Genomic DNA, 16,139 nt, shown 5'->3' on the forward strand with positions numbered 1-16,139 from the left:
ATGACGACCGACAACCCCGCGGGCGAGGTGGACGAGCTGTTCGCCGTGCCCCGGCCGATCCCGACGCCGGAGCAGGAGCAGGAGCCGCCCCGGGCCCCGCTGTGGCGGTGGACGGTGGGGCGGCTGCTCACCGCCGGGTACCTGCTGGCCATCGGCGGTCTCCTCGCGGTCGGCATCAACTCCTACGTCCGCATCGACTCGCTGCTCGACGCCCGGGCGCCCATCGAGCGCAGCCACACCGTGCTCTCGCAGATCTCGCTGTTGTGGCAGCAGATCCAGGACGCCGAGCGGGGCCAGCGCGGGTTCCTCATCGGCGGCGACGAGCAGTACCTCGCCCCGTACTCCGCCGCGGTCCTCGACATCGCCGACACCGAGGCGAAGCTGGGCGAGCTCCTCGCCGACGACGGCTACATGGTCCAGCTGTACGAGGCGCTGGGGCCGGTGGTGGCCGACAAGCTCGACGAGCTCGCGCAGACCATAGAGCTCCGGCGCAGTCAGGGCGTCGAGGCGGCCGTGGAGCTGGTGTCGACCGGTCGTGGCGTACGGGACATGGCCGCCATAGAGGACATCCTCGGCAACATGCGCGAGCACGAGGAGGAGCTGCTCGGGGTCAACCAGCAGGTCGTCACCGACAGCGGCGAGGCGACCCAGGAGCTGATCGCCCTGGTCACCATCGGGGTGGGCGCGCTGGCCGCCCTCGGCGCGATCTGGGTGACGCGCAAGGTCACCAGGCCGATAAGGCGGGTGACGGAGGCGGCCAGGCACGTGTCGCGCGGGGACACCGCGCAGCGGGCCGCCACAGGGGGTCCGCTGGAACTCGAGCAGATGGCGATCGCGGTCAACACCTCCACCGAGGCGATGGTCGCCGCCCGCGACCAGGCCGTCGCCGCGGGCAAGGCGAAGGCCGCGTTCCTGGCCACCATGAGCCACGAGATCCGCACCCCGATGAACGCGGTGATCGGCATGACCGGCCTGCTGCTCGACACCGACCTGACCGTCGAGCAGTTGGAGCTGGTCCGGATCGTGCGCGACAGCGGGGACGCGCTGCTCGCGGTGATCAACGAGATCCTGGACTACTCCAAGATCGAGGCGGGCGAGCTGGAGCTGGAGGACGCCTCGTTCCACATCACCGACGTGGTCGACAGCGCGCTCGCCCTGGTCGCGGTGCCCGCGGGGGACAAGGAACTGGAACTGATCGGCTACGTCGACGCGTCCTGCCCGCCGGTGCTGCGCGGCGACGTGACCCGGTTGCGGCAGATCTTCCTCAACCTCATCGGCAACGCGGTCAAGTTCACCCCCCGCGGCGAGGTCGCGATCAACGTGCACGCCGAGCCGATCGGCGACAGCGACCAGGTGCTGGTGCGGGCCGCGGTCAGCGACACCGGCATCGGTATCCCGCCCGAGCACATCGGCCGGTTGTTCCAGTCGTTCAGCCAGGTCGACGCCTCCACCACCCGCCGGTTCGGCGGCACCGGCCTCGGCCTGGCGATCAGCCACCGGCTGGCGCGCGCCATGGGTGGTGACATCACCGTGGTCAGCACCCCGGGCATCGGGTCGAGGTTCACCGTCACCGCCGTGCTGCGGATCTCACCGCAGACCGACCAGGACCGCGAGCCGGGGTGGTCGGCGCTGACCGGCAAGAGCGCGCTGGTGGTCGACGACAACGACACCAACCGCGAGGTGCTGCGCGCCCAGTTGACGGACATGGGGATGCGCTCCACCGAGGTCGCCTCCGGGCAGGAGGCGCTGGACCTGGTCCGCGCGGGGGAGTCGTTCGACGTGGCGCTGCTCGACATGCAGATGCCGGAGATGGACGGTGCCGACCTGGCCGCCGCCCTGCGGCTGCTGCCCGAGAGCGAGCGGCTGCCGCTGATGCTGCTCAGCAGCGTCACCCAGCCGTTGACCACTGAGCAGCGCGCGATGTTCGAGGCCGTGCTGACCAAACCGGTGCGGGTGAGCGTCCTGCGCACCACCCTGACCCGGATCCTGGGCGCCGTCGAGGCCACCCCCGAGAACCTCAAGCTGCCCGAGCCGCTGCCCGACAGCGGCGCGCTGCGCATCCTGGTCGCCGAGGACAACCTGGTGAACCAGAAGGTCGCCCAGCTGATGCTCACCAAGCTCGGCTACCGCGCCGACATGGTGTCCAACGGCCGCGAGGCCGTGCAGGCGGTCCGGCTGCGCCCCTACGACGTGGTGCTGATGGACGTCCGGATGCCGATCATGGACGGCCTGGAGGCCACCCAGATCATCCGCTCCGACCTGCCGCCCGAGCGCCAGCCGCACATCGTCGCGATGACCGCCAGCGTGCTGGTGGAGGACGCCAACGCCTGCATGGCCGCGGGCATGGACGACTACCTCGCCAAGCCGGTCCGACCGACCGACCTGGCCGAGGTGCTGGGCAAGCTCACCGCCAAGATCCCGCAGGCCCGCACCGAGCCCGACCTCACCCGGTCCGCGCCAGCCCAGCCGCCGGTGGCCGAGCACGACGACCGCACCGCCGCCCTGCACGCGCGGCTCGACGAGCTGACCGGTCCGCAGCCCAGCACCGAGGAACGCGACTTCATGGCGCGCCTGCTGACCTCGTTCGCCGAGAAGACCGGTCCGGCGGTCGATGCCCTGGCGGACGCCATCCGCGCCGGGGACGTCGAGGAGGTGACCACCCAGGCGCACACGCTCAAGGGGTCGGCGGCGAACATCGGTGCCACCGTGCTCGCCGACCTGCTGCTGGCGATCGAGCACCAGGCCCGCGAGGGCACCCTGCCGGACGCGGCATCGGCCCTCGGTCCGGTCCGCCGGGAGTTGGCGCTGGTGGTCCCGGCGATCACCGGCCTGGTATCGACCCTGACCGCGAAGGCGTGAGCTACGAGCCGGGGGTGGGCTCGTAGTCGATGAGGCCGGTGCGCAGGGCGGTCACCAGGGCCTGGGCGCGGCTGGACGCGCCGAGCTTGTCGTAGAGCCGGGCGACGTAGGTCTTGGCGGTCGACTTGCTGATGTGGATGCTGCCCGCGATCTCGGGGATCGACATGCCGTCGCGCAGCAGGGTGAGCACCTGGCGTTCGCGGGGGGACAGGGCGAACCTGGTCTCCTGCTCGCGGCGGCGGGTCAGCGCGTCGAGCAAGCCGGTCGCGGTGAACGAGGTGGCGGCCACGGCGGCGTGCCGGATGGCGCCGAGGACCTCGACCACCGGGGCGGTCTTCACCACGAACGCCGAGGCACCGTGGTCGAGGGCGCGGAACAGGACGTCGTCGGTGTCCAGCGAGGTCATCACCACGATGCCCAGGTGCGCGTAGCGGTCCCGCAGGGCACGGACCAGGGGCAGCCCGCTGCCGTCCGACAGTTCGACGTCGATCACGACCACGTCCGGCCGCGAGCGCTCCACCAGGGCGGCCGCCTCGACGGCGGACCCGGTCTCGCCGACCACCTCGACGTCCGGGTGCGCGCCCGCGAGCATCGACAACCCGTACCGGGTCAGGGTGTCGCTGTCGATCACGACGGTGCGAATCACCACGCTCCACCTTTCCGTCACCCATATGGGCGATGACATAGGTGACTGTCGGTTTACCCCCGGCCAGGGTTACAGGAACCTGAAAAATGTGTGCCAACCTGACCCCGGCGCCGGGGGCATAACAGAAATAGCAGGTCCAGACGTTATGTCGGACGGCGGACCGACGGGAGTCGACCGGTTGCCCGCTGCCGCGCACCGGGTCGCCCAGGCCACGCTCTGTGACAACGAGAGCGGAGGTCCACCGGTGGACGCACGGATAGTCACCATCGTCGGGGCGCGGGCGGGCGCGGGCGCGTCGACCGTCGCGGCCAACCTGGCCGTGGCCCTCGCCCGCGCGGGCACCGGCCCCGTCTGCCTGGTCGACCTGGACTTCACCGCGGGCGACATCGCCACCATGTTCGACGCCGAGGTCGACGAGGGCGGCGTCCCCGAGGCCCACGTCGCCACCCGCCTCAGCCGCGGCCTCTACGCCATCCTCGCCCCCACCATCCTCGGCGACCCCGGCCGCCTACCCGAGCGCGTGGTCAGCGAACTGCTCGCCTCCCTGTCCACCATGTACGCCCACGTCGTCGTGGACGCCCCGGCCGCGGTCAACAAGCACGTGCTGACCGCCCTGGAGTACGCCCACCGCCAGGTCCTGGTCACCACCCCCGAGCGCCCCGCCCTGCGCGCCCTCAGCCGCTACCACGACATGCTCGACACCCTCGGCCACGACCGCCACCTCCGCTCCGTCGTCATCAACCGGACCCACCCGGACAACGGCATCCCCACCCCGGAGATCGAACAGGCCGCGCGCACCCCAATAGCCGCCTGGCTCCCCGCGACCGCGGACGTTCCCCACTCCATCAACACCGGCCAACCCCTCACGGCGGTCGACCCCGACCACCCCTTCAGCCACGCGCTCCAGGCCCTCGCTCGCCACAGCTCTTGAATGGCTAGGTTGAGCCGGGTTCGAGGATTGGGTCGGTGTGGGCGAGGTTGTCCCAGATCAGCACGATCGGGTCGCCGAGTTGCTGGTGGCCGACGTCAGATCGCGCTCTTCGAGTCTTCCATCGTGTCGAGGTCGCGGACGGCGAAGCTGTGGTGTGCCCACTCCTCGTTCAAGATGACCCGCAGGCACGCGGAGGCGGCACGGGGGGCAGGCGAAGGCCAGCCGGACGGCACCTCCGGCTCGCGGACCCGGTCCAGGTCCTCCTGGGTGGCGGTGGCGAGGAACTCCCGCACCTCGGCCACACGGCTGGCCCGGACCGCCGCCACCTCGGCGAGGCTCGGCTCGGCAGCCAGGTCCATGCCGAGGTCCGCGCCGTTGGTGACGAACGCCGCGGGCAGCCCGAGCGGGTGGTACGGCCGGTCCCGCCCCAGCACCGCCTGGCCGAACCACAGGTCGGTGACCATCACCAGATGCCGCAGCGTCTGCACGAACGACCACTCCCCGTCCACCGACCGGTGAACGTCCTGCTCCGGCATCGATCCCGCCCGCGCCATCGTCGGCGCCCAGAACGCCTCGACCGTCTCCCACGCGATCCGCACACCGTCCGGTGTGGACGGACGAAGTCGCGTGCGCTCCGGGTGCAGCCGGTCCAGCTCGGCCTCGACCAGCGGTGCGACCTCGACGCCGTTGACCCGCAGCCCGTCGATCACCCCGTCGAGGCTGGCGCCGTTGAACAGGGCACCGCGGATCCGGACACCGCTCAGATCCACCTCGCGGAACACGCTGCCCGCAAAGTTCGTCTCGATGAACTCGGTGCCGCTCAGGTCATCCGGTCCGCTATAGGTAGCCATCGCCGGATCCTAGGGCACGTCCCACAGATCTTGCTCGCGGTCCGCGGCATCGGACAGCTCCAATCAAACAGCGCCTTAAGCGCGTCCAGTACCGACCCGACCTGGTCGATGGTGCTTTGGCGGGTTTGATCTTGAGCTGGGGGGATCCGGCTCTCGTGCTCGGCTGCGCCGTCGACGGTGGACGGCTCGCCTGCGGCATTGCGTGGGGGCGCGAGAAAGCGAAGAGCTCGATGGGGCGAACTTGTTTTGCGCGGGGCCCCTACGACACCCGGGCAGAACCACAAAGCAGGGGCCGAAGAGCAGGCCCTGCCACGTGAGCGACGCTACGGGCATCGTCCCCCCACACAAAACAAGTCCGCCCCATCGAGCCGGCTTGGCACCAGCGGATCCGAGGAGCGGTTTCGGGCCAACGCCTGGGAGGGGCACGTAGGGGCCAACGACTGCGACGGGCGCGTGGGGGCCAACGATTGTGAGGGCCGGGTGGAGACCACCGTCGTAGAGGGGCGCGTGGTTGGCCAACGTTGTTTGGGGGCGTGTGGGGTCAACGATCGTGAAGGCCGGGTGGGGGCCAATGTCTGAGAGGGTGGGTGTGGGCCAACGCCTTGTAGGATGGGCTGCCGCATGAGGTGTTGAGTTGTTGCTCGGGTTGAGGTCCACTGTGGACTGGTTCTCCCGTTCACGCCAGCGACCGCGATGCCGGAGGTCCGGCATCGCGGTCGTGGGGAGTGATTGGTGCCCGCCAGACCCCCAGGGACTGGCGGGCACCGGGTTCAGAGTTGGAACTTGGCGACGGTGGCGTGCATTTCGCCGCTCATCTGGGCCAGTTCCGTTGCCGCCAGTTGCCAGTGGTGGACGCCTGCGGTGGTGGTGCTGGTGGCGGTGGCGACGCCGGTGATGTTGGTGCTGATGGCTCGGCTGCTGGAGGCGGCCTCGGCGAGGTTGCGGTTCATCTCGTTGGTGGTGGCGGTCTGCTCCTCGACCGCGGCGGCGATGACGATCTGGAAGTCGCTGATGCGGCCGACGGTGGTGACGATCTCGCCGATGGCGGAGATGGCGTTGGCGGTGTCGGACTGGATGGCCTCGACGCGGGCGATGATGTCCTCGGTGGCCTTGGCGGTCTCCTGGGCGAGGTCCTTGACCTCACCGGCGACGACGGCGAAGCCCTTGCCCGCGTCCCCGGCCCGCGCGGCCTCGATGGTGGCGTTCAGCGCCAGCAGGTTGGTCTGCTCGGCGATCGAGGTGATCGCCTTGACGACGTTGCCGATCTCCGAGGAGGACACGCCGAGCTTGGCGACGGTCTGGTTGGTCTGCTCGGCGACGGTGACGGCCTTGCTGGCGACGTCGGCTGCCTCGCTGGCGTTGTTGGCGATCTGGCGGATCGACTCGCCCATCTCGGTGCCGCCGGTGGCGACGGTGTCGACGTTCTGCAGCACCTGGGCGGCGGCGTCGGTGACGGCGCCCGCCTGGCTGCTGGCGTCGTTGGCCGATGCCGCGATCTCGGTGGAGACCCGCGAGAGCTCCTCCGAGGCGGTGGCCAGCGACCCGGCGTGCTGCGACAGGCCGGTGACGGTGCTGCGCAGCGACTCGATGGTGCTGTCCACGGCGGCGCCGACCTGGCCGATCTCGTCGGTGGTGCGCAGCCCGACCCGGCTGGTCAGGTCCCCGTCCTCGACCTTGCGCAGGGTCCGCACGACCGAGGCGAGCGGCCGCACGACCGAGCGGGTGGCCCACACGCTGAGCACGATGGCCAGCAGCAGCGCGACCCCGAGGGTGGCGGCGAGCACCCAGCTGCCGGTTTCCTGCGAGCTGTCGGCCTCGGCCTTGAGCGCGTCCATCCTGGCGTCGATGGACTTGGTCAGCTCGGCGGTCACCTTGAGGATGTCGCCGTAGGCCGCGGATGCCTCGCCGCCGTTGATGCTGTCCATGGCCTGCACGCGGCTGGCCTGGGTGTCGGCCTTCAACCAGTCCATGATCTTGGTGTCCCAGGCGAAGAAGTCGTCCCACGCCGGGCGCAGCTTGGCGAACTGGGCCTTCTCCGCGTCGGTCATCGCGTCCACGTGCGTGGCCTCGATGTTCGCGTAGACGGTGTTCTTGGCCTTGAGCTCGGCGGTCCGGTTGTACCCGTCGGGCCCGGTGGCGAAGGCGATGCCGTAGGCGCCCGCGTCGGACACTACGAGTGCCTGCCAGCCGGTGACGTCGGCGGCGTCGTACTTGATGAGGTCCACGTCGTCCTGGACCTGGCGCAGCGTGTCCAACCGGTTGCTGATGTCGTCCTGCTTGGACAGACCCCACCACCCGGCGCACGCCGCGAACACGATGAACAACACCAGTACAGCGAAAGATCCGCCCAGCCGTGTGCCTACCTTGGCCCTGCCGAGGATCATCCCTGCCGCCTTCCGGTTGTCCACCGTGGACTTCTGTCCTTGGTCTGCGCCGAGATCGACCGCCGCCCGGTGGACCTGAGCAAGACACGAAAGTGGCGGCCGTCACGCCCTGTAACTCTCACGAGGCACCGTCGTGCACCCGAAGTAGCAACCACCTCGCAACTGAACCGCCTAATCGGGGCAGGTCCATCAGCCGACAGTGGGGAAAAGACAGGAGGGTGAGTGACGATGCAGGTCAAGAAGAACAGGACCGGGCTCAAGGCCGCGGCGGTGGTGGCTACTGGCCTGGTCGCCAGCGCCCTGGTCATCTGGTTCAGCAGCTACGCGGCCTTCTCCGCGTCCACGACCAACAGCGGCAACTCGTTCAACTCGGGTTCGGTGTCCATCACCGACGACGACTCGAACGGCGTGCTCTTCAACGTGTCCGGCCTCAAGCCGGGTGACACCGGATCGAAGTGCATCGAGGTGACGTTCACCGGCAACGTGGCCTCGTCGGTCAAGCTCTACACGACCGCGGCCTCTTACACCGGCACGCTCGGTCCGTACCTGGACTTCGTGGTCCGACAGGGCACCGGTGGCACGTACGCAGACTGCACCGGGTTCGTCGCCGATGGTGGTGGCCCGCTGCACAACGGCACGTTGGCCGCGTTCTCCTCGGGTTACACGAACTTCAGCAACGGTATCGGTAGCTGGACGCCGTCGACCAACGGCACCAAGAAGACCTTCCAGTTCACCTACACGTTGCAGGACAACAACAGCGCGCAGAACAAGAGCGCCGGTATCGGATTCACCTGGGAAGCGCAGAGCACCTGATAGCCGAGGGACTCGCTCGGTAGCGAGCGATGGAGGACACCGTGAACGCCAGGAACGCCAAGCGACTGTTGGGCTCGATGCCCGCGGTCGCGGCGTTCCTGGCGCAAGCGGTGTTGTCGACGTTGGTGTGGCTGCTCGCGTGGTGCGTGCTGCCCTACATCGTGTCCTGGCACTCCTACGTGGTGCTGTCGGGATCCATGGCGCCCTCGATCGGCGCCGGTGACGTTGTCGTCGTCGGGTCGCTGCTCACCGACCACCCCGCTCCCGGCGCGGTCATCGCCTTCCACGACCCCGCGCACGAGGGCCGGACCCTCATGCACCGGATCATCAAGGTCAACGAGGACCAGACCCTGGTCACCAAGGGCGACGCCAACCCCGACTCCGACAGCACTCCCGTCACCGAGGACGACGTCATCGGGCAGGGCAGGCTGCGCGTCCCGTGGGTGGGTCTACCGGCCTACTGGGTGCAAACGCAGAACTGGACCGCGCTCGGCGCGGCAGTCTTCGGGCTCATAGGGCTTCTTGTCCTCGCCTTGCGTCGTCCGGGTGACCTTGATCCGCCACCGACAGAGCCACCTCGTGCAGGTAAGCACCGGGCACCGTCCGACGTCAGCGCTACCCGACGTCGGACGGATAGGCGCGTTTCGGCCGCGGCTACCCTGGGCGTCGTCGTGGCCATGGTCCTTGAGTCCGGTGGGTTCGCCATGTTCACCGCCACCGGCGCGAACGCGGGCAACGCGCTCGGCACTGCGGCCACCTTCCCCACGTACTCGGCGTCGGTCATCGGTGACAGCCCGACGTTCTACCACCGGCAAGACGAGAGCGCGTCGTCCGCGGCGACCAGCACCGCGACCGACTCGTCGGGTAACAGTCGCCCTGGTCAGTACAACGCGGCCACCAATGGTCCTTACACCCACTGGCGTTTTGATGACGCTAGCGGCACCGCGGCATCGGACAGCTCCGGTGGCGCTAACCAGGGCACGCTCGTGAACGGCCCTACCTGGTCGACAGGGTTGACCGGTTCCGCGATCACCTTCGATGGCGTTAACGACCGTGTCGTCGGCACCGGGCCTTCTACCGTCAGCGACACCAGCTTCAGTGTGTCCTTGTGGCTGCGCACAAGTTCCGCCTCTGCGAACGCGGTAGCGATCACGCAGCCGGGTAGCAACCACAATGCTTGGTACGTCTATACCTGGGGCAGCCGCTACCGCTTCGGTATGCCTAGGTCAGACAACTCCAGCGCGACCGAGGACTACCTGAACTCCACGACTGTGGTCGCGGCCAACACCTGGACGCACATCGTCGGGGTCTACGACGACCCGAACAACGTCATCCGCATCTACGTCAACGGCACCCTGGAGGCGACCGGTTCCCGAGCCGACGCTTACGAGTGGCGCGGCACCGGCGCGTTGACGGCGGGCGGCGTGCAGATCAACGGGACCTGGCAGTACCCGTGGGCGGGGTCCATTGACGACGTGCGGGTGTACTCGCGTGTCCTAGGCGCTAGCGAGATCTCCGGCATCATCGGCGCCGCGACAGCCCCTAACGCTGCCTACGCCTTCGAGCAGTCCGGCTCCGTGCTGACCGACTCCGGTCCTTACGGCTACAACGGCACCATCACCGGCCCTACCTGGAACACAGTAGGCCGCCTTGGCCGTTCGCTCACCTTCGACGGGATCGACGACTACGTCTCCGCGTCGTACTTCAGCCTGCGCACCGACAGCAGCTTCACCGCGTCCGCGTGGATGTACATCAGTAGCTCGGGTGGAGTCGACAGGACAATTCTGTCCAAAGACAGCCAAGCCAACAGTGCGTTCTACCTGAGCTACATAGCCTCCACAGGCAAGTTCGCCTTCACCATGCCCGCCTCGGACACCAACGGGGCTTCCACCGTGCGGGCCTCTAGTGTGAATCCCGCCATCGCCAACACGTGGATGTGGATCGTGGGGGTGTGGGACGCGGCCGCGAGCCAGATGAGGCTCTACGTCAACGGCACGCTGGAGGCCACCGTGAGCCGCTCAGGTGGCTGGAACGGCAACGGGTCCATATCCATCGGCCGCGGCCAGCGCAACGGCTCTTACGTCGAGTATTGGCCTGGGCGCATCGACGAGGTGGCTCTCTACAACCGAGTGCTCAGCACGGCGGACGTCGAGGACCTCTACACGCGGCCGACGCTGGACTGGCAGTTCAACGACAACATCGCGTCGACCGCCTCCGACTCTTCCGGCAACGGCAACTACGGCACGATGAACGCCGTGCAGTGGACCGACTCCGGCTACGAAGGCACTGCGGGCATCTACAACGGTTCCAGCAGTTGGACGGTAAGCCAATCGGCCGCGATTCGTACCGACGCCAGCTTCACGGTGTCCGCCTGGGTATACATGACGACGTCGTCGCAAGACCGCGCGGTCGTCTCCCAACAGGGATCGGTCGGGAGCGCGTTCATGCTGGGCGCGGACATCGCCTCGGTGAAGTGGGCTTTCCGCATGCCCAGAACCGACACCAGTTCGCCGACCTACGACACGGTCTACAGCACCGCTGACGCTACCCAGAACCGTTGGTACCACCTGGTGGGCGTGTTCTACGCGGGATCAGAGCTGATGCGCCTCTACGTAGACGGGGTCTTGCAGGGCAGCACCACGCACTCCGTGACGTGGAACGCGACCAACCCGCTGCAAGTGGGACGCGCGTTGCGCAGCGGCAGCCAGATGGACTACTTCAACGGCGTCATCGACAAGGTCCGCGCGATCCAGGCGAGCCTGTCGACCGCGCAGGTGCAGAACCTCTATAACGCCGGTGCCCCCGCTCCGGACCCGTTGCCGGTCGCGGGCGCGCTCTCACCCATGAACGCCGCCCAACCCGGTGCGCTGCAAGGCGCGCAACAAGGGCAGAGCGCCAGCACGGCGACCGCGTTCAACGGCACGACGAACGCGACCAACCTGACCTCGTTCGCGAACCCGACCACCTTCACCATCGAGTCGTGGTTCAAGGTCAGCGGTACCGCCGGTGGGCTCATCGCGGGCTTCTTCGACACGGTCAGCGTCAGCAGCACGGCCAGGGACAGAGTGGTCTACCTGGACAACACCGGGCGGGTGACGTTCGGCGTCAACCCGGCAGGCGGCATCAAATCGATCAACTCGGTGTCGTCGTACAACGACGGGACCTGGCACCACGTCGCCGCCAGCCTCGGCGCGGGCGGGATGAAGCTCTACGTCGACGGGTTGCTGGTCGCGCAGGACGCGGCGACCACGACGGCGCAGAACTACACCGGGTATTGGCGGTGGGGCGGCGGGATCCTGACCGGTTACCCCAACCGGCCCGCCAGCGACTACATCATCGGCAGCCTCGACGAGTACGCCGTGTTCGTCACCCAACTCAGTGACGCCCAGATCCGCAGGCACTTCCACGCCAATCACTAGAACCCGGGCCGCTGGGCCGACCGGGCTGTCCAGACTGTGCCAGTCGGACAGTTTCGGTGACCCCGGCGTAAATTGTCGGTGCGGGCGTGCAGAATGCCGTACACGGGCATTCTCGGTGCCCGGGGACCGGATTCGGGGGTCTGGTGATGGGGAGCGATCTGTCGGTGGGACAGGGCATGTCGGTGGGGCAGGGCGTGCCGGTGGGCCGGCGGGCCGGGAGTCGGCGCGCGCCGCTGGGTGTCGTCGTGCTCGCCTTGCTGGCCGTGGTGCTGGTGGCGGTGTTCACCGGGCCGAATGTGGTGGTGGGCAGAGCAGGTGAGGTCCCCGCCGCCGACCTCGGCGCCACCGCGCTCGCCCAACTGGCCCGGCTCGACGACCTGCGGCTGCGCGGCACCCTGGACACCGAGGGCGGCGTGGGGCTCGGCATCGACCTGGTCGCGCTCGCGGGCGGGGAGACCACCGCGACCGTCACCGACGGCGCGGGCGGCGTCGCCACCTTCGTCGCAGTGGACGACAAGGTCGTCGTCAACGCCAACAACGCCTGGTGGCTCAACACGGTCCCGGTCTACGCCCACCAGATCGGCGGCAAGTGGGTCAAGGCCACCGAGGAGATGGGCTTCCCGATCGGGATGCTCACCGCGCTGTCCGGCAAACGGTTGCGCGAACTGGTCACCGGCGACGACTGGACGGCAACACCGACCGTGTACGTCGACGGCACCCCGGCGGTGGCGCTGTCACCGCGCGGCTCGCCGTGGACGGTCTACCTGTCGACCGAGGGCGGCACCCGACTGCTCGGCATCGGCGGACCGCTGGCGGCGACCGGCGAGAAGCTGCGCGGCCAACCCGGGGGCCAGGCGAGCAACTTCCCGTACGCGCTCGTCAGCACCAGCGGCGTGGACGACCCGTGCAGGCAGCGCACCGACCGCGCGCTCACCGACGCCAGGCAGCAGGCCGCGACCGCCCCCGTCCCGCCGCCGATGCCCGAGGTCGGCCACGGGCCGGACATCTCGGTGACCCTGGTGCCCACCGGGACCTGCATGACCCCGTCCTGCCCGACCCCGGTCGACATCCGCAACGCCGGGGACGAGGCCGCGACCGGCATGGTCTCGGTGTTCTCGACCAGCGGCGGCGGGGGAGCGCTGCCGATCACCGTCGGCCCGATGCAGTCGGTGCAGCAGGTGTTCCAGGTCCTCAACCCGGCGTCCAGCTGCACCCAGACCTGCACCCGCCCGTACACCGTCACCGCCTTCGCCCAGCTCACGGGCATCGCCGGGCCCGATCTCGACACCGGGAAGCGGCTGCACGACCGCGGTGTCGACCCGAACCGGCCGGTGCCGAGCAGACCCGAGGTCGCCGGGCCGGACGTCAACTCCGTCATCGACAAGCTCTCCACCCCCGGTCCCGCCGTCGCCGGGTTCGCCAAGCAGGACGACCCGCTGCTCGACGACGTCATCGCGCTGGTCCGCAACTCCGGCGACGCGCGGCTGCTCAGCCTGCTCACGGTGCTGGCCAGGCACCCGCGATCGCCGTCGCCCCCGGCGCGCCAAGCCCGGCCATCGCGCTCGCCAAGGCCGCCGTGAAGGGCAAGGGTGCCGAGCGGTTGGCGGCGCGGCAGGCGTTGTCGCTGCTCGCGGGGCTGGCGCAAGAGGGCGGCCGGGCGCCGAACACGCTGCGGGTCGACAAGGGGTTGCTGGTCGACACGCAGGCCAAACTGGTCTACTCGATCGCCTCGGTCACCAACCCGGAGGACCGCGACAAGCGGGTGTACGACGCCGCGGACAAGGCGCTCCAGGCGTTCGCCGGGATCGACACCACCGGCCTGGCCAAGGTCCTCGTGCTCGACTTCGGCGACTCGTTCCCCGCCTACGGGCAGGTGCAGCGCAAGGTCCTCGTCGACCAACTCGCCCTGCACGACGCGGGCGGCCAACGGCTGGTCGACCTGCTCCGCGGCGCCAACGGCGAACCGGTGGTCGCGGAGTTGATGGTCGCCAACAAGCTGACCCGCGAGAACGTGCCCGGGGGCCGGTACGTCTTCAGCACCGACGACCTGCGCGCGCTGGTGCACCAACGCCCCGCGACCGCGCCGACGAGGAAGCCGACCGGCAAGGACCTCGTCTACACCACCCCCAACCTGGAACACATGCTCCAAGGCGACCCGTACGACCCGGCCAGCCCCGGCAAGCAGAACCGAGGAGGCCACAGCGCGGGCATGGGGGCGCCGGGCAAGACCGAGTTCCCGAAGGCGTGGACGGCCGACGACATCAAGGCCGCCATCCAGCAGGTCGTCGACCAGGGCAAGACCTTCGACAAGGACGGGAATCCGACCGACAGCCCGCGCAGCGATCGCAACCACATGAACGCGCAGGTGTGGTCGTGGCGCTTCGTGGGTCAGGCGACCGTGAAAGGGATAACCGTCGGACTCGACCTCTACGTCTACCAAGACGGGGTCTTCCGAAACGGCTATCCCGACATCCGCGGGAACAAGATCCTCGACCGGGACAAGGTGCACGTCGACAAGTCCGAGACCCTCGACGATCAAGCGATCTTCAAGAACCCGGACGCCCCACCAACGGAGTCCCAGGTCGCCGACGCCAGGACGTTCCCGCCGCGCTACGAGCGGGACAGCGACACCTGGGAGTACCCGGCGGTAGGACAAGACGGGAGACCAGCGGTGGACCAGTCCGGGAAACCGGTCGTCTACACGACCGACAACGCGGGCGCCCTGGTGCCCGGATCTCCGGTGCCCGTGCTGGGGTGCTGGCCGTGACCGCGTGGGTGACCGTGCTGCGCAGGCTCGCCGGGCGCCTGCCGGACGACGAACTGGCAGGTCTGCGGTCGACCCTGGGCGCGGGGGAGTTCGAGGACCTGGAGCGGTCGCTGCTGTTCGCCCTGGCCGACCACGGGGTGGGTGTCGACGAGGTCGAGCGCGCGCTGCTCGCCGAGGAGGGCGTCCGGTTGGAGAGTCCGGTGATCGCGGACCTACCGCCGCCCGCGCCCGCCGACGTCCGGTTCCGACCGGAGCCCACGGCGTCCACTGTGGATGACAAGGTGCTGGCAGGCGCCGCGTCGTTCCCGGTCGTCCGGGTGCTGCGGGCCAGGCGGCTCGCGGGGGACAAGCTGCTCTACGTCGTCGAACTGTCCGGTGGCAGCGTGTCGACCGCGCAGGCCGCCCTGCACTGGGGGCTCGGCGGCGCGCTGCTGGAGGCCGTGCTCGACGGCGAGGACCTGCCCCCCTACCAGGCCGCGGCCCGCGCGGCCGGGATCGCGGTGGCAACTGTGATCTGAACCGGTTTCCCGCCCACCGCGCGCCCCCGTCCCTAGACTCGCGGGCGAATTGTCCCGACATACGAGAAGAGGACCCGCTGGTGGCTCTCCAACTGGGTGATACCGCACCGGACTTCCAGGCCGACACCACGGCCGGGCCGATCGAGTTCCGCGCGTGGAAGCAGGGCTCGTGGGCGGTGCTGTTCAGCCACCCCGCCGACTTCACCCCGGTGTGCACGACCGAGCTCGGCCGCGTCGCCCAGCTCAGCGCCGAGTGGGCGGCCCGCGGCACCAAGCCGATCGCCCTGTCGGTCGACTCCGTCGCCGACCACGCCAAGTGGGTCCCGGACATCAACGAGGTCAACGGCACCACCGTCGACTACCCGATCATCGCCGACCCGGACAAGGCCGTCGCCCAGCTCTACGGGATGATCCACCCCAACGAGGGCGACACCTCCTCGGTCCGCGTCGTCTACATCATCGACCCCGCCGACAAGGTCCGCCTCACCCTCACCTACCCCAAGAGCGTCGGCCGCAACTTCGACGAGATCCTGCGCGCGCTCGACGCACTCCAGCTGACTGACCGCGCTGCCGTGTCTACCCCGGTGGACTGGCGCGCGGGCGATCGGGTCATCGTTCCGCCGACGGTGTCTACGGATGACGCGCGGGCGAAGTTCGGTGAGGTGGATGAGGTTCGGCCGTACTTGAGGTTCGTGCAGGCCCCGCAGGGCTGAGCACTGGTTGTCGGGAGGCGGTGGCGGGGATTCCTGCCACCGCCTTTGTGTTGTTCTGGGGTTGTTCGGCTGACTGGTTGACTGGTTGTCCACAGGGGGCTGGCTCGCTCTGCCTGGTTTGTCGGTGGCTCTCGGTAGGCTGTGAGGCTTATTCAGGACGCCGCCCGCCAGCGGTTGGATGATCGCCAGGGTGGGGTAAGCGAAATGAGCGGCGGTCCGTTTGAGAGAATCTGGTTAC

General features: G+C 69.0%; 11 protein-coding genes. 8 read left to right on the forward strand and 3 right to left on the reverse strand.

Annotated elements, in window-relative coordinates; all coding sequences use genetic code 11:
• Positions 1–2,859, forward strand: coding sequence for a hybrid sensor histidine kinase/response regulator (locus tag CLV68_RS14650; protein WP_121390840.1), 2,859 nt, complete (start codon positions 1–3; stop codon positions 2,857–2,859).
• 1 nt (position 2,860) lies between these two features.
• Here the strand turns inward: CLV68_RS14650 and CLV68_RS14655 are convergent, their stop codons facing one another.
• On the reverse strand, positions 2,861–3,505 hold the full coding sequence (locus CLV68_RS14655) for a response regulator transcription factor (protein WP_121391206.1): 645 nt from the start codon (positions 3,503–3,505) through the stop codon (positions 2,861–2,863).
• Positions 3,506–3,749: 244 nt separating this feature from the next.
• Between CLV68_RS14655 and CLV68_RS14660 the strand changes: the two genes are divergently transcribed.
• Positions 3,750–4,436 carry a CpaE/TadZ family protein gene (locus CLV68_RS14660; RefSeq protein WP_170224314.1) on the forward strand — a complete coding sequence of 229 codons (687 nt, stop codon included), beginning with the start codon at positions 3,750–3,752 and terminating at the stop codon, positions 4,434–4,436.
• 95 nt (positions 4,437–4,531) lie between these two features.
• Here the strand turns inward: CLV68_RS14660 and CLV68_RS14665 are convergent, their stop codons facing one another.
• Together CLV68_RS14665 and CLV68_RS35630 are read right to left on the reverse strand one after the other, a co-directional pair.
• Entirely contained in the window at positions 4,532–5,287 is a 756-nt protein-coding gene (locus CLV68_RS14665) for a DinB family protein (RefSeq protein ID WP_121390842.1), read from the reverse strand.
• Positions 5,288–6,057: 770 nt separating this feature from the next.
• Positions 6,058–7,695, reverse strand: coding sequence for a methyl-accepting chemotaxis protein (locus CLV68_RS35630; protein WP_281274661.1), 1,638 nt, complete (start codon positions 7,693–7,695; stop codon positions 6,058–6,060).
• A 204-nt stretch (positions 7,696–7,899) separates the two neighbouring features.
• Between CLV68_RS35630 and CLV68_RS14675 the strand changes: the two genes are divergently transcribed.
• The 6 genes from CLV68_RS14675 (at position 7,900) to CLV68_RS14700 (ending at position 15,901) form a co-directional block, all read left to right on the forward strand.
• Positions 7,900–8,484 carry a CalY family protein gene (locus CLV68_RS14675; protein ID WP_246009882.1) on the forward strand — a complete coding sequence of 195 codons (585 nt, stop codon included), beginning with the start codon at positions 7,900–7,902 and terminating at the stop codon, positions 8,482–8,484.
• A 41-nt stretch (positions 8,485–8,525) separates the two neighbouring features.
• Positions 8,526–11,903: a signal peptidase I gene (locus CLV68_RS14680; RefSeq protein ID WP_170224316.1), complete on the forward strand. Its 3,378-nt coding sequence runs from the start codon at positions 8,526–8,528 to the stop codon at positions 11,901–11,903.
• A 146-nt stretch (positions 11,904–12,049) separates the two neighbouring features.
• Entirely contained in the window at positions 12,050–13,483 is a 1,434-nt protein-coding gene (locus CLV68_RS14685) for a hypothetical protein (protein ID WP_147459991.1), read from the forward strand.
• On the forward strand, positions 13,480–14,670 hold the full coding sequence (locus tag CLV68_RS14690; protein ID WP_121390846.1) for an EndoU domain-containing protein: 1,191 nt from the start codon (positions 13,480–13,482) through the stop codon (positions 14,668–14,670). Before CLV68_RS14685 ends, CLV68_RS14690 begins: the two co-directional genes overlap by 4 nt.
• Positions 14,667–15,188 carry a hypothetical protein gene (locus CLV68_RS14695; protein WP_147459992.1) on the forward strand — a complete coding sequence of 174 codons (522 nt, stop codon included), beginning with the start codon at positions 14,667–14,669 and terminating at the stop codon, positions 15,186–15,188. Before CLV68_RS14690 ends, CLV68_RS14695 begins: the two co-directional genes overlap by 4 nt.
• 80 nt (positions 15,189–15,268) lie before the next feature.
• On the forward strand, positions 15,269–15,901 hold the full coding sequence (locus CLV68_RS14700; protein ID WP_092786923.1) for a peroxiredoxin: 633 nt from the start codon (positions 15,269–15,271) through the stop codon (positions 15,899–15,901).
• Positions 15,902–16,139: the final 238 nt, after the last annotated feature.

It is taken from the genome of Actinokineospora cianjurensis, from assembly GCF_003663795.1.
Taxonomy (GTDB): Bacteria; Actinomycetota; Actinomycetes; order Mycobacteriales; family Pseudonocardiaceae; genus Actinokineospora; species Actinokineospora terrae.

Bases quoted from the DNA above. Each gene is read 5' to 3' on its own strand.
- CLV68_RS14665 (WP_121390842.1), bottom strand. From the start codon at position 5,287: ATGGCTACCTATAGCGGACCGGATGACCTGAGCGGCACCGAGTTCATC.
- CLV68_RS14685 (WP_147459991.1), top strand. From the start codon at position 12,050: ATGGGGAGCGATCTGTCGGTGGGACAGGGCATGTCGGTGGGGCAGGGC.
- CLV68_RS14675 (WP_246009882.1), top strand. From the start codon at position 7,900: ATGCAGGTCAAGAAGAACAGGACCGGGCTCAAGGCCGCGGCGGTGGTG.
- CLV68_RS14650 (WP_121390840.1), top strand. From the start codon at position 1: ATGACGACCGACAACCCCGCGGGCGAGGTGGACGAGCTGTTCGCCGTG.